Source organism: Pseudomonas sp. K8, from assembly GCF_014889455.1.
GTDB classification, from domain to species: domain Bacteria; phylum Pseudomonadota; class Gammaproteobacteria; order Pseudomonadales; family Pseudomonadaceae; genus Aquipseudomonas; species Aquipseudomonas veronii.
In genome coordinates this window covers 15548-36837 of sequence record NZ_VJWO01000041.1, presented here as the reverse complement: position 1 = coordinate 36837, position 21290 = coordinate 15548, and the positions used below count along the sequence as shown (strand labels likewise).

The 21290-nt window shown below is 61.9% G+C and carries 18 protein-coding genes; 11 read left to right on the top strand and 7 right to left on the bottom strand.

Translation table 11 applies throughout. The features are described 5' to 3' along the window. Positions 1 to 56: 56 nt before the first annotated feature. Complete coding sequence (locus INT12_RS23115) at positions 57 to 890, bottom strand: hypothetical protein (RefSeq protein WP_046384292.1); 834 nt, start codon at positions 888 to 890, stop codon at positions 57 to 59. Between the two features lie 158 nt (positions 891 to 1048). On the opposite strand from INT12_RS23115, the gene INT12_RS23110 reads away from it, so the two are divergent. Further along, positions 1049 to 2551 carry a nucleobase:cation symporter-2 family protein gene (locus INT12_RS23110; RefSeq protein WP_193040510.1) on the top strand — a complete coding sequence of 501 codons (1503 nt, stop codon included), beginning with the start codon at positions 1049 to 1051 and terminating at the stop codon, positions 2549 to 2551. 87 nt (positions 2552 to 2638) lie between these two features. Here the strand turns inward: INT12_RS23110 and INT12_RS23105 are convergent, their stop codons facing one another. Further along, positions 2639 to 3571 carry a proline iminopeptidase-family hydrolase gene (locus tag INT12_RS23105; protein ID WP_017848866.1) on the bottom strand — a complete coding sequence of 311 codons (933 nt, stop codon included), beginning with the start codon at positions 3569 to 3571 and terminating at the stop codon, positions 2639 to 2641. A 94-nt stretch (positions 3572 to 3665) separates the two neighbouring features. Further along, positions 3666 to 4430: a LuxR family transcriptional regulator gene (locus INT12_RS23100; RefSeq protein ID WP_017848865.1), complete on the bottom strand. Its 765-nt coding sequence runs from the start codon at positions 4428 to 4430 to the stop codon at positions 3666 to 3668. Between the two features lie 184 nt (positions 4431 to 4614). Here INT12_RS23100 and INT12_RS23095 point away from each other — a divergent pair, with 184 nt between their 5' ends. The 6 genes from INT12_RS23095 to INT12_RS23070 are packed head-to-tail and all read left to right on the top strand — an operon-like array spanning position 4615 to position 10791. Continuing rightward, positions 4615 to 5502 carry a proline iminopeptidase-family hydrolase gene (locus tag INT12_RS23095; RefSeq protein WP_193040511.1) on the top strand — a complete coding sequence of 296 codons (888 nt, stop codon included), beginning with the start codon at positions 4615 to 4617 and terminating at the stop codon, positions 5500 to 5502. A gap of 3 nt (positions 5503 to 5505) precedes the next feature. Beyond that, a complete protein-coding gene (locus INT12_RS23090) occupies positions 5506 to 6453 on the top strand; it encodes an ABC transporter permease (protein WP_046384288.1) in 948 nt (315 codons plus the stop codon). Next, a complete protein-coding gene (locus tag INT12_RS23085) occupies positions 6450 to 7307 on the top strand; it encodes an ABC transporter permease (protein WP_017848862.1) in 858 nt (285 codons plus the stop codon). The genes INT12_RS23090 and INT12_RS23085 overlap by 4 nt, the downstream gene beginning before the upstream one ends. Then, positions 7304 to 8260 carry an ABC transporter ATP-binding protein gene (locus INT12_RS23080; protein ID WP_079443132.1) on the top strand — a complete coding sequence of 319 codons (957 nt, stop codon included), beginning with the start codon at positions 7304 to 7306 and terminating at the stop codon, positions 8258 to 8260. Before INT12_RS23085 ends, INT12_RS23080 begins: the two co-directional genes overlap by 4 nt. Continuing rightward, a complete protein-coding gene (locus INT12_RS23075; protein ID WP_193059031.1) occupies positions 8257 to 9228 on the top strand; it encodes an ABC transporter ATP-binding protein in 972 nt (323 codons plus the stop codon). The genes INT12_RS23080 and INT12_RS23075 overlap by 4 nt, the downstream gene beginning before the upstream one ends. Before the next feature lie 48 nt (positions 9229 to 9276). Beyond that, entirely contained in the window at positions 9277 to 10791 is a 1515-nt protein-coding gene (locus INT12_RS23070; RefSeq protein ID WP_017848859.1) for an ABC transporter substrate-binding protein, read from the top strand. 118 nt (positions 10792 to 10909) lie between these two features. Here the strand turns inward: INT12_RS23070 and INT12_RS23065 are convergent, their stop codons facing one another. The 4 genes from INT12_RS23065 to INT12_RS23050 all read right to left on the bottom strand — a co-directional run bounded on the left by INT12_RS23065 (position 10910) and on the right by INT12_RS23050 (position 14606). Continuing rightward, the gene (locus tag INT12_RS23065) at positions 10910 to 11650 is read right to left on the bottom strand and encodes a YciK family oxidoreductase (protein ID WP_017848858.1); all 741 of its coding nucleotides are present in this window, start codon (positions 11648 to 11650) and stop codon (positions 10910 to 10912) included. A 187-nt stretch (positions 11651 to 11837) separates the two neighbouring features. Further along, positions 11838 to 12509, bottom strand: coding sequence for an N-acetylmuramic acid 6-phosphate phosphatase MupP (gene mupP, locus INT12_RS23060; protein WP_026140262.1), 672 nt, complete (start codon positions 12507 to 12509; stop codon positions 11838 to 11840). Between the two features lie 4 nt (positions 12510 to 12513). Further along, positions 12514 to 13212 (bottom strand): bifunctional 2-polyprenyl-6-hydroxyphenol methylase/3-demethylubiquinol 3-O-methyltransferase UbiG, encoded by a 699-nt coding sequence (gene ubiG, locus INT12_RS23055; protein ID WP_017848856.1) that lies wholly within the window; start codon positions 13210 to 13212, stop codon positions 12514 to 12516. A 62-nt stretch (positions 13213 to 13274) separates the two neighbouring features. Continuing rightward, positions 13275 to 14606 (bottom strand): TRZ/ATZ family hydrolase, encoded by a 1332-nt coding sequence (locus tag INT12_RS23050; RefSeq protein WP_102618381.1) that lies wholly within the window; start codon positions 14604 to 14606, stop codon positions 13275 to 13277. A 109-nt stretch (positions 14607 to 14715) separates the two neighbouring features. Here INT12_RS23050 and mtnA point away from each other — a divergent pair, with 109 nt between their 5' ends. The 4 genes from mtnA to pheA all read left to right on the top strand — a co-directional run bounded on the left by mtnA (position 14716) and on the right by pheA (position 21287). Then, the gene (mtnA, locus tag INT12_RS23045; RefSeq protein ID WP_193059030.1) at positions 14716 to 15792 is read left to right on the top strand and encodes an S-methyl-5-thioribose-1-phosphate isomerase; all 1077 of its coding nucleotides are present in this window, start codon (positions 14716 to 14718) and stop codon (positions 15790 to 15792) included. Between the two features lie 423 nt (positions 15793 to 16215). Continuing rightward, complete coding sequence (gyrA, locus tag INT12_RS23040; RefSeq protein ID WP_017848853.1) at positions 16216 to 18870, top strand: DNA gyrase subunit A; 2655 nt, start codon at positions 16216 to 16218, stop codon at positions 18868 to 18870. A gap of 237 nt (positions 18871 to 19107) precedes the next feature. Beyond that, entirely contained in the window at positions 19108 to 20193 is a 1086-nt protein-coding gene (serC, locus tag INT12_RS23035; protein ID WP_026140261.1) for a 3-phosphoserine/phosphohydroxythreonine transaminase, read from the top strand. Then, complete coding sequence (gene pheA / locus INT12_RS23030; protein WP_017848851.1) at positions 20193 to 21287, top strand: prephenate dehydratase; 1095 nt, start codon at positions 20193 to 20195, stop codon at positions 21285 to 21287. Before serC ends, pheA begins: the two co-directional genes overlap by 1 nt. Positions 21288 to 21290 lie beyond the last annotated feature (3 nt).

The window sequence follows — 21290 nt, the reverse complement described above, 5'->3', positions numbered from 1 at the left end:
GGCAAGCCAACCCCCACACTTGATTGCGGCCTTTTCAGTGTCTTGAGCGGTAAATCTTAGAACGTCACTTCCATGTTCAGCGTGGGTGTCGACGTGCGACTGCCCCGACCGCCGTCCACACCGAACTTGTTATGCCAGTACTCGTAGCCCACTCCGAGGTACAGGTTCGGCGTTACGCGCTTGCCGGGTCGCACCGCGACCATCAGCGCGCTACGCATCAGCGTTTCCGCTGCGGTATCGCGGCCGTGGAAGTCCTCGCCCTTGTTGCCGACATGGTTGATAAACCCCTGGAACTTGGCCGCGTGGCTGCCGATCTCGAACGGACGCATCCACGTCAGGTTGAGCATGTAGGTGTCGTCGAAGGTATGGTCCGACTCTTTCGCGCCGGGAATCCCGCTGTGATTGCGTTCTTTGTAATACATCAGGCTCAGGTCCAGCACGCCGACGGTGTTGAACTTCAAGGTCGGGCCGAGCACCAGCGCGCGTTTTTTCGCCGAGGCAAAGTTGTTGTTGCGGTTGGCATCGAAGCCCAGGGTCAGGGCGTAGTCCTTGATCAGCCCGGTGCCCAGCGGCGTATCGAAAACGCGAGAGGCATACAACTGGTGTCGGTATACCGCATACACCTCACTGCCGCCGTGGTCGGTGCCCTTGCGCGGGTCGCGGCTGTCGGACAAAAACACATCGAGGTTCAGAAAGTTGCTGCCGTACTGGTAGCCACTGGCGTGGGTGACGCTGTAGATGCGCTTGCTGAATGCGTCGGGGTTGTTCGGGTTGGTGAATTGCTGGCCGTAGCGAAATCCTACGCTGTTGTTCATCCATTCCAGCGCGACAGCCTCCCCGCCGCCGAGGAGGGTCAATGCAACGGTTGCGCCCTGTAATGCCTTTTTCATTGTTTTAGGTCCTATGGCGTTCTGGCTCATGACGGCCGGATTGTTTTTGTAACGCCGGTGGAGGGTATCTTGTCCGAATGATTGTATACAACTCTATGGACATCTAGTCTCTGTATTGCATACAGTGGCGCCACAACAAAAATAGAGAACCCCTCACCATGACTATCCCGAAGGCGTCATCGCAACGACCCGAAGATGAGAATCTCGGCGTCGCCGCCAACATGGCTTACGGCCTGCAGCATGTGCTCACCATGTACGGCGGCATCGTTGCCGTACCGTTGATCGTCGGCCAGGCGGCCGGGTTGTCGCCGGCGGATATCGGCCTGTTGATCGCCGCGTCGCTGTTTGCCGGCGGCCTGGCCACGTTGTTGCAAACCCTTGGCCTGCCGTTCTTTGGTTGTCAGTTGCCGCTGGTGCAGGGCGTGTCGTTTGCCGGCGTGGCGACGATGGTGGCGATTGTCGGCAGTGATGGCGCCGGTGGGGTGCCGGCGATTCTCGGGGCGGTGATGGCTGCGTCGTTTATCGGGCTGCTGATCACGCCGGTGTTCTCGCGGATCACCCAGTTTTTCCCGCCGTTGGTGACCGGCATTGTGATCACCACCATCGGCCTGACGCTGATGCCGGTAGCCGCACGCTGGGCCATGGGCGGCAACAGCCGTGCGGCGGATTTCGGCAGCATGGCGAACGTCGGCCTGGCCGCGTTGACCCTGTTGCTGGTGTTGTTGCTGAGCAAGATCGGCAGCGCGACGATCTCGCGGTTATCGATCCTGCTGGCGATGGTGATCGGCACCGTGATTGCGGTGTTCCTGGGCATGGCGGACTTTTCCGGCGTGACCCAGGGGCCGATGTTCGGCTTCCCCACGCCGTTCCATTTCGGCATGCCGACCTTCCATGTGGCCGCGATCATTTCCATGTGCATTGTGGTGATGGTGACGCTGGTGGAGACTTCGGCGGACATCCTGGCCGTGGGTGAGATCATCGACACCAAAGTCGACTCCAAACGCCTGGGCAATGGCTTGCGTGCCGACATGCTGTCGAGCCTGTTCGCGCCGATCTTTGGTTCGTTTATCCAGAGCGCGTTCGCCCAGAACGTCGGCCTGGTGGCGGTCACCGGGGTGAAAAGTCGTTTTGTGGTCGCGACAGGCGGGTTGTTCCTGGTCGTCCTCGGCCTGCTGCCGTTCATGGGGCGGGTGATTGCGGCAGTGCCGACCTCGGTGTTGGGTGGTGCCGGGATCGTGTTGTTCGGCACCGTGGCGGCCAGCGGTATTCGCACACTGTCCAAGGTGGATTATCGCAACAACATGAACCTGATCATCGTGGCCACGTCCATCGGTTTCGGCATGATCCCGATTGCCGCGCCGAGCTTCTACGATCATTTTCCCAACTGGTTCGCGACCATTTTCCATTCGGGCATCAGTTCGTCGGCGATCATGGCGATCTTGCTGAACCTGGCGTTCAACCACTTCACCGCCGGCAATTCGGACCAGCAGTCGGTGTTTGTGGCCGGGACTGAGCGCAGCCTGTGTTTCCAGGATGTGGCCGTCTTGCGCGAAGGCGATTACTTCAGGGGCGGCAAGCTGTTCGATGCCGAAGGCAAGGAGATTCCACTGGTGGCCGAGGTGCCGAGAAAAACCGCGAAGGCCGAGACCAGCGAGGTTTAAAACGGTGGCAGCGGGTTTGCTCGCGATGGCGGTCAGGCGCTGACTGAACCACCGCCATCATGAGCAAGCCCGCTGCCACATTGCTCGTCAGCTTGCTTTGAGGGCCTTGTGCGGCACTGAACAGGCCTCATCCAAAAACTTCACCACTGTCCCCATGCACGCCTGGCGCTCTTCGACATGGGGCATGTGGCTGGAGTCTTCAAACAGCGCCCAGCGCACATCCGCGATTTCATCCAGGAACGGCTTGACCACCAACGGTGTGGCTTCGTCATGCCGGCCGGAGATCACCAGGGTCGGCACCTTGATTGCCGACAGACGGCCAATCACGTTCCAGTCCTTCAAACTGCCGATCACATGGAACTCGGTCGGGCCGCTCATGGCGTGGTACACGGTCGGGTCTGCATCGACCTGGGCGAACGTGCGCGCAACCTCGTCCGGCCATGGGTTGACCCGGCAGACGTGCTGGTCGTAGAAAATCCGCGAGGCGGCGAGGTATTCCGGGTCCTGGTAGGTGCCGGCGGCTTCATGCTTGAGCAGGGTTTCATGCACGCCTTCGGGCAGCAGCTGACGCAGGCGGTTGGCTTCGCTGACCCAGGTACGCATGCAGGTGGGCGAGTTGGCCGGGATAAACGCACGCAGGCCCTTGGGTTGCAGAATCGCGTGTTCGCTGCCGAGCATGCCGCCCCAGGATTGCCCGAGAATCGCGTAGTCCTGGCTGATTTGCAGGTGGTCCAGCAGGTTGTTCAGTTCGTCGAGGAACAGGCTGACAGTCCAGAAGGACGGGGCTTTGTCGGGCAAGTGCGTGGAGCGGCCGTTGCCCAGTTGGTCGTAGTGGATGACGGCGTGACCGCTGGCGGCGACGTCCTTGAAGGCATCGACGTAATCATGGGTGCAGCCGGGACCGCCGTGGATGATCACCAGCGGTGTACGGCCCGAGGCCAGGTCGCCGGTGACGCGATACCAGGTCTGATAGGGGCCGAAGGGCGCAAACCCTTCGCGGACTTTTTCGATGAATTCCATTTCGTATCCTGCTTTGAAAAAAAAGTATCAGGGACACGATAATCGGCGCGCGACGTTTAGGTAACTAGCAAAACAGCTAGGTTTTGCCGAAGGGTCAATCTTCCAGCAGGCGGTAATGAGTGGCGCGCACCACGGCCTGTACGCGATTTTTCGCCCCCAGTTTGTGCATTGCCGAGGCAAGATGCAGGGTAACGACCGCCAGCGAGCGGCTCAGCTGCGTGGCGATTTCGGCGGCGGTCAGGCCGTCGGCGGCCCATTTCAGGCACTCGCGCTCGCGTTTGGTCAGACGGATATGCGGGTAGGTGCGTAGTTCATTGCTGAACAGTGGGTAGGCCGCTTCCTGCAGCGCATGGGAAATCAGGCCGAAATCCGACAAGCTCTGTTGCGCGTCCTCCAGCACCGTATGCGCCTTGCCGGTGCGCAAGCCGGTCAACGATGCGAAGCCGCCCCGGGGCAGATGAATCGGCACGCTGACGCCGCAGGTCAGTTGCTGGTCATGCAGGTAAGACGAGACGGGGGCGTGGCACGGGTCGATGATCTTCTGCAGCGCCGTCTGCGCCTTGGCCTCGTAGGACCAGACAAACGGCGACACCGTATTCAAGGCCAGGTGCTGCACCGGATCGATCTGGTAGAACCCTTCGCTGCACCACAAGGCATGCCAATCGGAAGGCGTGTTGCGCAGTTGCAGCACCGAAGGTGTGATCAACGTGCCGTTGAGGTCGATGGGCACCGGCGAGTAGTCATACACCAGTGCATCGAAACCCAACTGTTGGGCTAGGATAAACGCGTTGTCCATCTGCTCGTCCAGGCTCCTGCCCGGCATGAGACGGTGATTGAAGGCAGTTAGCTTGGCCAGCATCCGTTCTGCTCCCGAATTCATATGAATCTCGACTTACTGCAAGTAGAATGCCACGCCCCGGCGAAGGACTGCCAGGCCAAACCTATAAGAAATACTAGGTTATGGATGCACGGCATCCTCGGTAGCTTATGGCCTCATAAGCCGCCGCAACCCGCCAGGCCGATACCACACAAGGAACGTATGCATGTGGCGTGAAATAGCCCCCGACCAGCAGTACACCGTGCAAGTCGATGGCCATGACCTCGCGGTCTACAGCTTTGGCGAAGGCGATGAGGTGCTGTTGTGCCTCAACGGCGGGCCGGGGCTACCGTGTGACTATTTGCGCGACGCCCATGGCTGGCTCAAAGAGCATGACCTGCGAGTGGTTGCATTCGACCAGCTTGGCACCGGTGCTTCAGCCAGACCGACCGATGTTTCCCTGTGGGAAATCGGCCGTTATGTCGAAGAAGTCGAAACCGTGCGCCAAACCCTGGGCCTGGGTCGTGTGCATTTGCTCGGGCATTCCTGGGGCGGCTGGCTGGGCATCGAATACGCCATCCATTACCCCTATGCGCTGAAAAGCCTGATCCTGGAAAACACCGTCGGCGACATTCCGCACCTCTCCCAGGAACTCGAACGCCTGCGCGGCGCCCTCGGCAGTGAAACCGTGGCGATGATGCAGCGCCATGAAGCCATGGGGACGCTGGATCATCCGCAGTACCAGGCCGCGATCACCTTGCTCAATTATCGCCATGTGTGCCGCCTGGACGAATGGCCGGCGCCGCTCCGGCGCTCCCTTGACGACTGGAACATGGGGCCCTACGCAACCATGCAGGGCCCCAACGAATTTCTGTATATCGGCAACCTCAAGGACTGGAACCGCATCGCCGAGATGGCCGATTTCAACATGCCGATGCTGATCACCACCGGCCAGCACGACGAGCTCACCCCGGCCTGCGCCCTGCGCATGAAACTGGCCGCCCGGCACGCCGAATTGCATGTGTTCCGCAACAGCAGCCATATGCCATTTTACGAAGAGCCCCAGGCGTACTTCCCGGTACTGCTGGACTTCCTCGCTCGTCACCGAGGCTGACGGATGAACCTGGCGCGCTACCGCTTCGTGCTGACCCGGCCGCTGCAATTGCTGCCGGTGCTGTTCGGCATCAGCCTGATCACCTTCGTGCTGGTGCGCTCGATTCCCGGTGACCCGGCGCGCGCGCTGCTCGGCTCGCGCAGCACGCCGGATGCGTTGCTGAAGATCCGCGCACAGTTCGGGCTCGACCAGCCGCTGTGGCTGCAATATTTTTACTTCTTGAAAAACCTGCTCAAGGGCGACCTCGGCCAATCGCTGTTGTACAAGGTCGACGCGTTGAAGCTGATCGTCACCCGTATCGAGCCGACCCTGGTGCTGGTGCTTGGCAGTGTGCTGCTGGCGCTGCTGATCGCAGTGCCGCTGGCCACCGTCGCGGCGCGGCGCAAAGGCGGCTGGGCGGACAACCTGATCCGCGTGTTCACCACCGTCGGCCTGGGCATGCCGGCATTTTGGCTGGGGTTGATGCTGATCCTGCTGCTTAGCGTGCAATGGGGCCTGTTTCCGGTGTCCGGCTACGGTCGCACCTGGCTGGACAAGGCGCACCATATGGTCCTGCCGTGCCTGACCATCGCCCTGGCCCTGTCGGCGGTGCTGGTGCGCAACCTGCGGGCGAGCATGTTGATGGAATTGCAGGCGGACCATGTCACCGCCGCCCGGGCGCGCGGGTTGTCGGAAGCGGCGGTGTTTCGCCGGCATGTGCTACCCAATTCCCTGGTGCCGACGGTCAACCTGCTGGCGGTGAATATTGGTTGGCTGATCAGCGGCACGGTGGTCATCGAAAGCCTGTTCGCCATTCCCGGCATCGGCCAGTTACTGGTGCGCGGCATCTTTACCCGTGACTACATGGTGGTGCAGGGCGTGGCCATGGTGCTGGCCTGTGCGACGGTGGTGGTCAACTTCGTCGCGGATGTGGTGACCGTCGCCCTCGACCCACGGGTGAAGATGCAATGAGCACTCGTCCACTGATCGCGCCATGGCGCTTGCGCCTGCGCTTTGGCTTGCGCGACGGGCGGCTGACCGCCGCGTGGGGTTTGCTGATTCTGTTGACGTGGCTGGGCCTGGCGTTGTTTGCGCCGTGGCTCGCGCCGTTCGACCCGATCGCGCAGAACACCGATCTCAGCTTGCTCGGGCCGAGCCTGGGCCATCCCTTCGGTACGGATAATTATGGCCGCGATATTCTCTCGCGGGTGATCTGGGGCGCACGCATCGACCTGCAATTGGCGATTGTCGGGGTGATCTTCCCGTTCATGATCGGTACCTTTATCGGCGCAGTCTCCGGCTATATCGGCGGGCGTTTCGACAGCGTCTGCATGCGCGTCATCGACGTGATCCTGGCGTTCCCGTTCCTGGTGTTGATGCTGGCAATCATGGCCATCCTCGGTCCGGGCTTGAAGAGTTTCTATATCGCCATGGCGCTGGTGGGCTGGGTGTCGTATGCGCGGTTGATCCGCTCGCAGATCCTGGTGCTCAAGGAAAGTGACTTCGCCCTGGCGGCCAAAAGCCTCGGCTTTGGCCATGGGCGCATTCTGTTCCGGCACTTGCTGCCGAATGCGATGTTTGGCTCGATTGTGTTTTCCATGTCTGACGCGGTACTGGTGCTGCTCAACGGCGCAGCGGTGAGTTACCTGGGCCTGGGCGTGCAACCGCCGACCGCCGAGTGGGGGACGATGGTCGCCGAAGGGCAGGCCTTCATTACCACCGCCTGGTGGATCTGCACCTTTCCGGGGCTGGCCATCGTGACCCTGGCCATGGGCTTCAGCCTGCTGGCCGATGGCGTGGCGCAAGTGTTGGGAGAGCGCCCATGAGCCTGCTGCAAGTGCGCGACCTGAGCGTGATCGCCAACAATGCCGGGCGCGACGTGACCCTGGTCGACCGCGTCTCCTTCGACCTGGCCGAAGGCGAGATCCTCGGCCTGGTAGGCGAAAGCGGCTCGGGCAAGACCATGGCCTGTCGCGGGCTGATCCGCCTGTTGCCGTCGCCCAACCTGCGCGTGCAGGGCGGCGCGGTGCGCCTGGCCGGCCAGGACTTGCTGCCACTGGACGACGCAGGCATGCGCGCAATCCGTGGCGGGCAATTGGGCATGATCTTCCAGAACCCCAGCAGCCACCTCGACCCGCTGATGCGTATCGGCGAACAGATCGCCGAGGGCATCCGCCTGCATCAAGGCGCGTCGAAAAAAGACGCGCGCCGGCAGGCCATCGAGGTGTTGCGCCAAGTGGGCATTCCCGATCCCCAGGCACGGGTCGACAACTACCCCCACGAGTTTTCCGGCGGCATGCGCCAGCGCGCCATGATCGCCGTGGCATTGGGCTGCAACCCGACAGTGCTGATTGCCGACGAACCCACCACGGCCCTCGATGTGACCGTGCAGGCGCAAATCCTGCGGCTGTTGCTGGAGCTGCGCGACCAGCGTGGCTTGTCGATCATCATGATCACTCACGACCTCGGCGTGGTGGCGCAAACCTGCGACACCATCGCGGTGATGTACGCCGGGCGCCTGTGCGAGCACGCCAGCAAATACGAGTTGCTCGCCCATCCCCGACACCCGTACACCGCGGGGCTGATCGATTGCCAGCCGGCCCACAGCAGCGGCCACGCCTTGCTGCGCACCATTGCTGGCCAGCCGCCGTTGCTCGATGCGTTGCCCGTCGGGTGCCGCTTCCACCCGCGTTGCCCGCAAGTCGGCAGCCTGTGTCGCGAACGCTTGCCGGAAGGTGCGCGGGTGGCCTGTCACTATCCGTTGGGAGATCGCCCATGAGCCTGTTGCAGATCAAGGACCTGGAGGTGCGGTTTGCCGCGTCCGGCAGCGGGATGTTCGGCCTGCACAAACAGTGGGTGAGGGCGGTCAACGGTGTGTCGCTGAACCTGGCGGCGGGCGAGACCCTGGGCCTGGTGGGCGAATCCGGCAGCGGCAAAAGTACCCTCGGCCGGGCGATTCTGCACCTCAACCCGATCAGCGCCGGGCAGGTGTTGTTCGACGGCATCGACATGGCCCACGGCAGCGCCGTCGATATCGCCCGCCTGCGCCATGAAACCGCGATGATCTTCCAAGACCCGTATGCCGCGCTGACCCCACGCCACACCATCGGCGAAACCCTTGCCGAAGTGTTGCGGGTGCAGCGCAAAGTCGCGCCGCAGCAGATCGCGCGGCGTGTCGACGAATTGCTCGAGCTGGTCGGCCTGCGCCCTGAATTGGCCGCTCGCAAGCCCGGCTCCCTCAGCGGCGGCCAGTGCCAGCGGGTGGGCATCGCCCGGGCGCTGGCGGTGGAGCCGCGCTTGATCGTTGCCGATGAATGCGTGGCGGCACTGGATGTCTCGATCCAGGGGCAGATCATCAACCTGTTGCTGGAACTGCAACGGCGCATAAACCTGGCGATCCTGTTCATCGCCCATGACCTGGCCATCGTGCGCCGCCTGTGCGACCGCGTGGCGGTGATGTACCTGGGCCAGATCGTCGAGGAGGGGCCGGTGGAAGCGGTCTTCACTTCACCGCGTCACCCGTATACGGCGGCGTTGATCCAGGCGATTCCCGAGATCGATCCGCATCGGCCGTTGCCCACGGAACCCTTGCCCGGCGAGCCGCCGAGCCCGCTGAATTTGCCTACAGGTTGTGCTTTTCACCCGCGTTGCCGGTATGCCCAGGCCATGTGTTCCGTGGTGTTGCCGCCGACCCATTTCCTGCACGAGCATCGGTACAGTTGCGTGCTTGAAGAACCTTTGCTTTGACCCCCTGCCATTCTTGAACAACCGCCGTTATAAACAAGGAGTTATGACATGCAATCGCGCCACTTGAAGTTGCTCGCCGCCGCCACATTGACCGCCTGGTCGCTGACCGCCGGTCTTGCCCAGGCCGCCGGTGTTCTCACCATCGGTTGCCGGGAAGACAGCACCACGTTTGATCCGATCAAAAGCGCGCAAAACCGCGACACCTGGGTCTTTGCCAACGTCTACGACACCCTGGTGCGCGTGGACAACCTGGGCACCAAGATGGAGCCGGGGCTGGCTGAAAGCTGGGAGATTTCCAAGGACGGTCTGACCTACACGTTCAAGCTGCGTGCGGCGAAGTTCTCGGATGGCTCGCCGATCACCGCAGAGGATGCGGCGTTCAGCCTGTTGCGCATCCGCGACAACAAGGCTTCGCTGTGGAGCGACCCATTCAGCCTGATCGACACGGCCAAGGCCGCCGGCCCGCAAACCCTGGTGGTGACGCTGAAGACCCCGGCGGTCGCGTTCCTCTCGCAACTGGCGTCGCCGACGGTGTCGATCCTGTCAGAAAAGGCCATGAGCAAAATGGGCGAAGACGCCTACGCGGAAAACCCGGTGACCTCCGGCGCGTTTACCGTGGGCGAGTGGCGCAAGGGCGATCGGGTGATCCTGAAGAAAAACCCTAACTTCTGGCAGGCCGGGAACGTCAGCCTGGATGGCGTGGAGTGGGTCTCGGTGACCGACGACAACACGCGCATGCGTATGGTGCAGAACAACGAGCTGGACACGGCGATCTTCGTACCGTTCTCCCGGGTTGAAGAACTGAAGAAAGACAAAAACGTGGTGATCCATTCCGACCCGTCCACCCGTGAAGATCACCTGCTGATCAACCACGAGCACGGCCTGCTGGCCAAGCCGGAAGTACGCCAGGCGCTGGACATGGCCATCGATAAACAATCGCTGGTGAAGACGGCCACTTACGGTCAAGGCACTGTGGCTTATTCCTACATCCCCAAAGGTTCGCTGTACCACTACGCCAACAACCTGCAGCGCCCGTATGACCCTACCGCGGCGAAGAAACTGCTGGCCGACGCCGGTGCCAAGGACTTGAAGTTGAACTACGTGGTCAACGCCGGCAACGAAGCCGACGAGCAGATCGCGGTGATCATCAAGGACCAGTTGGCCAAGGTCGGCGTGACGGCCAACCTGCAGAAAGTCGACCCGACCCAAAGCTGGCAGATGCTGGTGGACGGTGAGTACGATATTTCGGTGATGTACTGGACCAACGACATCCTCGACCCGGACCAGAAGACCACCTTCGTGCTGGGCCACGACACCAACCAGAACTACATGACCCGTTACAGGAACGACAAGGTCAAGGAACTGGTCGCCGCCGCACGCATCGAGGCCGACCCGGCCAAGCGTGAGCAGATGTATGTCGACCTGCAGAAACTGGCGAAACAGGATGTGAACTGGATCGACCTGTATTACAGCCCGTACATCAACATCTCACGCAAGAATGTGAGCAACTTCCTGCAAAACCCACTGGGTCGCTTCACCCTCGAGGAAGTCGTGAAAAACTAAAGAACACCGCTAAATAAATGTGGGAGGGGGCTTGCCCCCGATAGCAGGGTGTCAGTCACTGCATCTGTGACTGACCCACCGCTATCGGGGGCAAGCCCCCTCCCACATGTGTCGGCCGTTACTGCGCGTCGAACGCTTGCCCGTTGATCCCGCTGCTGTCCGGCCCCATCAGGTACAGGTACACCGGCATGATGTCTTCCGGCGCCGGGTTGTCGGCCGGGTTTTCCCCCGGGTACGCCTGGGCCCGCATGCTGGTGCGCGTGGCGCCGGGGTTGATGCTGTTGGCCCGTACTGGCGCAACGGTGTCGAGCTCGTCGGCCAGGGTTTGCATCAGGCCTTCGGTGGCGAATTTCGATACGCCATAGGCACCCCAATACGCCCGGCCCTTGCGCCCGACGCTGCTGGAGGTGAACACCACCGAGGCGTCCTGGGACAGCTTGAGCAGCGGCAACAGCGTGCTGGTCAGCATGAACATCGCGTTGACGTTGATGTGCATCACCCGCATGAAGTTCTCACCGGACAACTGCTCGATCGGCGTGCGTGGGCCGATGATCGAGGCGTTGTGCAGCAGGCCGTCGAGGTGGCCAAATTCCTTTTCGATCATCGCCGCCAGCTCATCGTATTGATGGGGCAGGGCGGTCTCCAGGTTGAACGGGATCACCACCGGTTGCGGGTGGCCGGCGGCTTCGATCTCGTCGTACACCTGGGCCAGGTTGGCTTCGGTCTTGCCCAGCAACAGCACGGTCGCGCCATGGGCGGCATAGGTTTTCGCCGCCGCCGCGCCAATCCCGCGACCGGCACCGGTCACCAGGATGACGCGGCCTTTGAGCAGTTCGGGACGTGCAGAGTAATCAAACATAAATAGCCTCGACAAAATTCACTAGGTGACCAACACCGAGCTGGAAAACACTGAAGATCCCCTGTGGGAGGGGGCTTGCCCCCGATTGCAGTGTGTCATTCAACACATTCATTGACTGAACCACCGCAATCGGGAGCAAGCTCCCTCCCACATTGGATCTTCATAGGTCAGCAAGACCGGTAGACCATCAGCAACTGCACAGCGCGTTATCCAGCACCTTGCGCAATTCCAGCGGGTGATCCACCACCACATCTGCGCCCCAGTGGCGCGGGTTGTCGTCCGGGTGGATGTAGCCATAGGTGACCGCCGCCGTGCGGGTGCCGGCGTCGCGGCCGGACTCGATGTCGCGCAGGTCATCGCCGACGAACAGCACGCTGGCCGGGTCCAGGTTGAGCATCTGGCACGCCAGGATCAACGGCTCCGGGTGTGGCTTGCTGTTCGTCACGTGGTCTGGGCAGATCAGCAGCGCCGAGCGCTCGGCCAGGCCCAGTTGCTGCATGATCGGCTCGGCAAACCGCAACGGTTTGTTGGTGACCACGCCCCAGATCAGCTTGGACTTTTCGATGTCTGCCAGCAGCTCGGCCATCCCGTCGAACAACGCGCTGTGGATCGCGCAGCCCTTGAGGTAGCGCTCGAGGAACTCCAGGCGCAGTTCTTCAAAGCCCGGGGATTCCGGGTCCATCGAGAAGGTCACGGCGACCATCGCCCGCGCGCCGCCGGAGATTTCATCGCGGATATGCTGGTCGTTGATCGGCGCCAGGTCACGGTCGGCGCGCATCGCCTGGCAGATGGCGATAAAGTCCGGCGCAGTGTCCAGCAGGGTACCGTCCATATCGAAGAGAACCGCTCGCAACTTCACAGGCTTACTCCTCGCGCAGGGTCTGGATCATGTAGTTGACGTCGACGTCGCTGGCCAGCTTGTAGTGCTTGGTCAGCGGGTTGTAGGTCAGGCCGATGATGTCTTTGACGCTCAGCCCGGCCTGACGGCTCCAGGCGCCCAGCTCGGAAGGGCGGATGAATTTCTTGAAGTCGTGGGTGCCGCGCGGCAGCAGCTTCATGATGTATTCGGCGCCGATGATCGCGAACAGGTAGGCCTTGGGGTTGCGGTTGATCGTGGAGAAAAACACCTGGCCGCCGGGCTTGACCATGCGGAAGCAGGCGCGGATCACCGAGGAGGGGTCCGGTACGTGTTCGAGCATTTCCAGGCAGGTGATCACGTCGAACTGCTCGGGCATTTCCTCGGCCAGGGCTTCGGCGGTGATCTGGCGGTATTCGACGTTCACCCCGGATTCCAGCTGATGCAACTGGGCCACGGCCAACGGCGCTTCGCCCATGTCGATCCCCAGCACGGTGGCGCCGCGCTGGGCCATGGCTTCGCTGAGGATGCCGCCGCCGCAACCGACGTCCAGCACCTTCTTGCCGGCCAGGTTGATGCGTTCGTCAATCCAGTTGACCCGCAGCGGGTTGATGTCGTGCAGGGGTTTGAACTCGCTTTCGCGGTCCCACCAGCGGTGGGCCAGGGCTTCGAATTTGGCGATTTCGGCGTGGTCGACGTTGCTCATGGTGGTTCCTCTAAATCGGATAAATCGGTTTGTCAGCCCTGAACCCGGGTTCAGGACCGGCGTTATTCGCGGTGCCCGCTGATGCGCTGGCCCCAGGCAATGGCCATGGCGATCAACTGTGGTTCATCCATGCGGGTCAATTGCCGGTTGTCGAGCAACTGCTTGCCGGCGACCCAAAGGTGTTTCACGCTATCGCGTCCGGTGGCATATATAAGCTGTGAGACCGGATCGTAGATCGGTTGTTGCGCCAGCCCCGAAAGATCAAAGGCGACGATATCCGCCGCCTTGCCGACCTCCAGCGAGCCAATCTCGCCCTCCAGGCCCATGGCGCGGGCGCCGTTGAGGGTCGCCATGCGCAAGGCGCGATGGGCATCCAGGGCGGTCACCGAACCGGAGACGGCCTTGGCCAGCATCGCAGCGGTACGGGTTTCGCCCAGCAGGTCGAGGTCATTGTTGCTGGCGGCGCCGTCGGTACCGATGGCCACATTGACGCCAGCCTGCCACAGACGCTCCACCGGGCAGAAGCCGCTGGCCAGTTTCAGGTTCGATTCCGGGCAATGGATGACGCTGGTGTTGCTTTCTACCAGCAAAGCCAGGTCGTCCTCGCTGATTTGGGTCATGTGAACGGCCTGAAAGCGCGGGCCCAGCAGGCCAAGCCGGCCGAGGCGCGCCAATGGGCGTTCGCCGGTCTGCTCGACAGACTGTTGTACCTCGAACGCGCTCTCGTGCACATGCATATGGATCGCCGCGTCCAGCTCCTCGGCGATCACCCGGATCTTTTCCAGGTTGGCGTCGCTTACGGTGTAGGGCGCGTGGGGGCCGAAGGTGATCTTGATGCGCGGGTGATGCTTGAGGTCGCCGAACAACTCGATGCCCTGGCGAATCGCCTCGTCGGCGCTGCTGGCGCCGGGAATCGGGAAGTCGAGGATCGGAATCGCGATCTGCGCGCGCATCCCGCTGTTGTGGACGCAATCACTGGCGACCTTGGGAAAGAAGTACATGTCCGAGAAGCAAGTAATGCCACCCTTGAGCTGTTCGGCGATGGCCAGGTCGGTGCCGTCGCGCACGAAGGCTTCATCGACCCACTTGGTCTCGGCGGGCCAGATGTGTTTTTCCAGCCAGGTCATCAGCGGCAGGTCATCGGCCAGGCCGCGAAACAGGGTCATCGCCGCGTGGCCGTGGGCGTTGATCAGGCCGGGGCTGAGCAGCATGCCCGGCAGCTCGCGCACTTCACTGGCGGAAAGTTTCAGTGCCGCGGCCCGCGGGCCGATAAAGGCAATGCGCCCGTCGCGGATGCCCAGGCCATGCTCCTTGAGCACCACGCCGGCGGGTTCGACAGGTACCAGCCACGTCGGCAGTAGCAATAAGTCGAGCGGGGCGGCAGTGGAGGTCATCGCAGGCTTCTTCCCGGGCAGCAATAAAAGAAGGGCGAAGTATACCCGAGCGTCCTGGCTGGCGGATCGCTATAATCGGCGGCTTTTGTTCATGAGTGCGGGGTGAGGGATGCGCGATCGACTGTTGGCTGCGGAGAAAGTGAAGGCCATCGATTGGCGCGATGGCGCACTGCACCTGCTCGACCAGCGTGTTTTGCCGTCCCGGGAAAGCTGGGTGACCTGCTCCACGGTCGATGAAGTGGCCGCGGCCATACGCTCGATGGTCGTGCGCGGCGCGGCAGCCATCGGCATCAGTGCCGCCTACGGCCTGGTACTCGCCGCCCGCGAACGGATCGCCGAGGGCGATGACTGGCAGGCTGGATGGGAAGAAGACTACGCACTTTTGGCCGATACCCGCCCGACCGGCGCAAACCTGCTCTGGGCCCTCAAACGCATGCGCGACCGCCTGGACCGTCTCAAACAGCACGCCGACCCGCTGGCGGTGCTGGAGGCCGAAGCCATCGCGATCCATGAGAGCGACCGCGAAGCCAACGTCGTCATGGCCCAGTTGGGCGTCGAGCGGATTCGCAAGCACCAGGGCAACGCCCAGGCGATCCTGACCCATGGCAACGCAGGCGCCCTGGCCACGGGAGGCGTCGGCACGGTCCTCGGCGTGATCCGCGCGGCCTTCCTGGAGGGTCTGGTCGAGCAGGTCTATGTCAACGAAACCCGGCCATGGTTGCAAGGTTCGCGGCTGACGGCGTGGGAATTGGCTGGCGAGGGGCTGCCCGTCACGGTCAATGCCGACTCGGCGGGCGCGCATATCCTCAAGACCAAAGGCGTGACCTGGGTGATCGTCGGTGCCGACTGCATTGCGGCCAACGGTGATGTGATCGGCAAGATCGGCACTTATCAATTGGCGGTGTGCGCCATGCACCATGGCGTGCGTTTTATGGTGGTGGCGCCGAGTTCGACCCTGGACCTGATGATGGCCTCCGGCGACGACGTGGCCCTGGAAGAGCGCGCTGCGGGCGAGTTGCTGGACGTCGCCGGGCAGCGTTTTGCTGCGGATGTGAATGCCTTCAATCCGGTGTTTGATGTGACCCCGGCCGACTTGATCGACGTGATCGTGACCGAAAAGGGTGTTGTCGAACGGCCTGACACGGCCAAGCTCGCCAAGTTGATGTGCCGTAAACGCCTGCATTGAGGGCTTTGGTGGTTGTTAGATTGCCATCGGGAGCAAGCTCCCTCCCACATTTGACTGTGTTCACAATTTGAGTGTGGCAGGGGGCTTGCTCCCGATTGGCCTTGAAAGGCCATGGTTTCTTCGGATCTGCCGCGCAAAAACAGCACCACCCCGGCTCTAAGCCCCTCTCGTCGCCCTCAAGCCTGTCATCCGTCAACTTACTATGCTCCATGCCCGTCAGGGGGATAGGTGCGTGGCGGCGATTGTGATAACATCCGGCGGTTTCCAGGGTCGCCCCGAGGGGCTGCCTTTAACGTGCAGATCCGTGTCATAACTCGTTGATTTGTCGTAAGTCGTTGCCAGGCACCATGCCGGCAGCGGCGAGCTTCGTTCGTCCCATATGGATGTGACGAGGTTTCACCCGAAAAAGGAATCAGGCTTCTCATGGGCGAACTGGCCAAAGAAATCCTCCCGGTCAATATCGAAGACGAGCTGAAACAGTCCTACCTCGACTACGCGATGAGCGTAATTGTCGGTCGGGCACTGCCTGATGCGCGCGATGGCTTGAAGCCCGTGCACCGGCGTGTGCTGTTCGCGATGAGCGAGCTGGGTAACGACTGGAACAAGCCGTACAAGAAATCTGCCCGTGTTGTCGGTGACGTGATCGGTAAGTATCACCCTCACGGCGACACTGCGGTGTACGACACCATCGTTCGGATGGCCCAGCCGTTTTCCCTGCGCTACCTGCTGGTAGACGGCCAGGGCAACTTCGGTTCGGTCGACGGCGACAACGCCGCGGCCATGCGATACACCGAAGTCCGCATGACCAAGCTGGCGCACGAGCTGCTGGCCGACCTGCACAAAGAAACCGTGGACTGGGTGCCGAACTACGACGGCACCGAAATGATCCCGGCGGTCATGCCAACCCGTATTCCCAACCTGCTGGTCAACGGCTCCAGCGGTATCGCCGTGGGCATGGCCACCAACATCCCGCCGCACAACCTCGGTGAAGTCATCGACGGTTGCCTGGCCCTCATCGACAACCCCGAGCTGACCGTCGATGAGCTGATGCAATACATCCCGGGCCCGGACTTCCCGACCGCCGCGATCATCAACGGTCGCGCCGGCATCATCGAAGCCTATCGCACCGGCCGTGGCCGCATTTACATGCGCGCCCGCTCGATCATCGAAGACATCGACAAGGTCGGTGGCCGCCAGCAGATCGTCATCACCGAGCTGCCTTACCAGTTGAACAAGGCGCGTCTGATCGAGAAGATCGCCGAGCTGGTCAAGGAGAAGAAGCTCGAAGGCATCACCGAGCTGCGCGACGAGTCCGACAAGGACGGTATGCGCGTCGTGATCGAGCTGCGTCGTGGCGAAGTGCCTGAGGTGATCCTCAACAACCTCTACGCCCAGACCCAGTTGCAAAGCGTGTTCGGTATCAACGTCGTGGCCCTGATCGACGGTCGCCCGCGCATCCTGAACCTCAAGGATCTGCTGGAAGCCTTCGTCCGTCACCGTCGCGAAGTCGTGACCCGCCGCACCGTGTTCGAACTGCGCAAGGCCCGCGAGCGCGGCCACATCCTGGAAGGCCAGGCGGTTGCGCTGTCGAACATCGACCCGGTCATCGCCCTGATCAAGGCTTCGCCGACCCCGTCGGAAGCCAAGGAAGCGCTGATCAAGATGCCGTGGGAATCCAGCGCCGTGGTGGCGATGGTTGAACGCGCCGGCGCCGATTCCTGCCGTCCCGAGACCCTCGACCCGCAATACGGTCTGCGCGACGGCAAGTACTTCCTGTCGCCGGAACAGGCCCAGGCGATCCTCGAACTGCGCCTGCACCGCCTGACCGGTCTGGAGCACGAGAAGCTGCTGGCCGAGTACCAGGAGATCCTCAACCAGATCGGCGAGCTGATCCGCATTCTCAACAGCGCCGTGCGCCTGATGGAAGTGATCCGCGAAGAACTGGAAGTGATCCGCGCCGAATACGGCGACGTGCGCCGCACCGAAATCCTCGATGCGCGTCTCGACCTGACCCTGGGTGACATGATCCCGGAAGAAGAGCGCGTCGTGACCATCTCCCACGGTGGCTATGCCAAGACCCAGCCATTGGCTGCGTACCAGGCCCAGCGTCGTGGCGGTAAAGGCAAATCGGCTACCGGCGTCAAGGATGAGGACTACATCGCTCACCTGCTGGTCGCCAACAGCCACACCACGCTGCTGCTGTTCTCCAGCAAGGGCAAGGTGTACTGGCTGAAAACCTACGAAATCCCGGAAGCCTCCCGTGCCGCCCGTGGGCGTCCGCTGGTCAACCTGCTGCCGCTGGACAGTGATGAGTACATCACCACCATGCTGCCGGTCGATGAATACACCGAAGGTCACTTCATCTTCATGGCCACCGCCAAGGGCACCGTGAAGAAGACCCCGCTGGAATCCTTCAGCCGTCAACGCAGCGTGGGCCTGATCGCCCTGGAGCTGGATGAAGGCGACGTGTTGATCTCCGCAGCCATCACCGATGGCGAGCGTGAAGTCATGCTGTTCTCCGATGGCGGCAAAGTGACGCGCTTCAAAGAATCCGACGTGCGTGCCATGGGCCGTACCGCCCGCGGTGTGCGTGGGATGCGCCTGCCGGAAGGGCAGAAGCTGATTTCCATGTTGATCCCGGAAGAAGGCAGCCAGATCCTCACCGCTTCGGCGCGTGGTTATGGCAAGCGCACCGCCATCAGCGAGTTCCCGGAGTACAAGCGTGGCGGCCAGGGCGTTATCGCCATGGTCAGCAACGACCGCAACGGCCGTCTGGTCGGCGCGGTACAGGTGCTCGATGGCGAGGAGATCATGCTGATTTCCGACCAGGGCACCCTGGTGCGTACCCGTGTCGCCGAAGTATCGAGCCTGGGCCGTAACACCCAGGGCGTGACGCTGATCAAGCTGGCCAACGACGAAACGCTGGTTGGCTTGGAACGCGTCCAGGAACCGTCGGAAGTCGAAGGCGAAGAGCTGGAAGGCGAGGCATTTGACGGCGAGGTGATCGCAACCGGCGATGACAGCGTCGACGAGCCGACCCTCGACGCTGCCGCAGACGAAGAAGAACCGCAGGAATAAGCGGACAAACAGGGGGGCGGATGAAGATTCGCCCCTTGTTGTTTGTCACCTTTGAAATATCAATGCTCCCCCTGTAGGAGCGGGCTTGCCCGCGAAAAACGCAAGATCACCGCGTTTATCCAGGATGCACGCGTTATCGTTGACGTTTTTCGCGGGCAAGCCCGCTCCTACAGGCAGCGTTAGCAGTTAATATTCGATTTATTGCACCACCCCCACCAGATCAGAGTGAGATTGGATGTGAGCAAGAGAGCCTATAACTTCTGTGCCGGTCCCGCGGCGCTTCCTGAAGCAGTCCTGCAGCGCGCGCAGGGTGAACTCCTCGATTGGCATGGAAAAGGCCTCTCTGTGATGGAAATGAGCCATCGCAGTGATGAGTTCGTGTCCATCGCCACCAAGGCCGAGCAGGACCTGCGCGACTTGCTGGACATTCCCTCCGACTACAAAGTGCTGTTCCTGCAGGGCGGCGCGAGCCAGCAGTTCGCCCAGGTGCCGCTGAACCTGCTGCCCGAAGACGGCACGGCCGATTACATCGATACCGGTATCTGGTCGCAGAAAGCCATCGAAGAAGCTGCGCGCTACGGCAACGTCAACGTCGCCGGTACCGCCAAGCCTTACGATTACTTCGCGATTCCAGGTCAGAACGAGTGGAAGCTGTCGAAGGACGCGGCCTACGTACACTACGTGGCCAACGAAACCATCGGCGGCCTGGAATTCGACTGGGTGCCGCAAGTGGGTGACGTGCCGCTGGTGTGCGACATGTCCTCGGACATTCTCTCGCGGCCGATCGATGTGTCCAAGTACGGCATGATCTACGCCGGCGCGCAGAAGAACATCGGCCCGAGCGGCATCCTAGTCAACATCGTCCGTGAAGACCTGCTCGGTCGCGCCCGCTCGCTGTGCCCGACCATGCTCAACTACAAGGTCGCGGCCGACAACGGCTCGATGTACAACACGCCGCCGGCGTTTGCCTGGTACCTCTCGGGCCTGGTGTTCGAGTGGCTCAAAGAGCAGGGCGGCGTTGCCGCCATGGGCAAGCTCAACGAAGTGAAGAAGCGCACCCTGTACGACTTCATCGACGCCAGCGGTTTGTACAGCAACCCGATCAACCTGACCGACCGCTCGTGGATGAACGTTCCGTTCCGCCTGGCCGACGACCGTCTGGACAAGCCGTTCCTGGCCGGTGCCGAGGCGCGCGGCCTGCTGAACCTCAAGGGTCACCGTTCGGTGGGCGGCATGCGCGCCTCCATCTATAACGCTGTCGATATCAATGCCATCAACGCGTTGGTGGCCTACATGGCAGAGTTCGAAAAGGAACACGGCTAATGTCTGAGCAAGAACTCAAGGCCCTGCGTGTACGCATTGACAGCCTGGACGAGAAAGTCCTGGAGCTGATCAGCGAGCGCGCGCGCTGTGCCCAGGAAGTGGCGCGGGTGAAGATGGCGTCCCTGGCGGAAGGCGAAGTGCCGGTGTTCTACCGTCCGGAACGTGAAGCCCAGGTGCTCAAGCGCGTGATGGAGCGCAACAAGGGGCCGTTGGGTAACGAAGAGATGGCGCGGTTGTTCCGTGAAATCATGTCTTCCTGCCTGGCGCTCGAGCAGCCGCTGAAAGTGGCTTACCTCGGCCCGGAAGGCACCTTCACCCAGGCGGCGGCGATGAAGCACTTCGGCCACGCGGTGATCAGCAAGCCGATGGCAGCGATCGACGAAGTGTTCCGTGAAGTGGCGGCCGGCGCGGTGAATTTTGGCGTGGTGCCGGTGGAAAACTCCACCGAAGGCGCGGTCAACCACACCCTGGACAGCTTCCTTGAGCACGACATGGTGATCTGCGGCGAAGTCGAGCTGCGCATCCACCACCATTTGCTGGTGGGTGAAAACACCAAGACCGACAGCATCAGCCGCATCTACTCCCACGCCCAGTCCCTGGCCCAGTGCCGCAAGTGGCTGGATGCCCATTACCCGAATGTCGAGCGCGTGGCGGTGTCCAGCAACGCCGAAGCGGCCAAGCGGGTCAAGGGCGAGTGGAACTCGGCGGCGATTGCCGGCGATATGGCGGCGGGCCTGTACGGCCTGACGCGCCTGGCCGAAAAAATCGAAGACCGCCCGGACAACTCCACGCGCTTTTTGATGATCGGCAGCCAGGAAGTGCCGCCGACTGGCGACGACAAGACCTCGATTATCGTCTCCATGAGCAACAAGCCCGGCGCGCTGCATGAACTGCTGGTGCCGTTCCACGACAACGGGATTGACCTGACGCGCATCGAGACTCGTCCTTCGCGCAGCGGTAAATGGACCTACGTGTTTTTTATCGACTTCATCGGCCATCACCGCGATCCGCTGGTCAAAAGCGTGCTCGAGAAAATCAGTCAGGAAGCCGTGGCACTCAAGGTGCTGGGCTCTTACCCGAAAGCGGTTTTGTGAGGC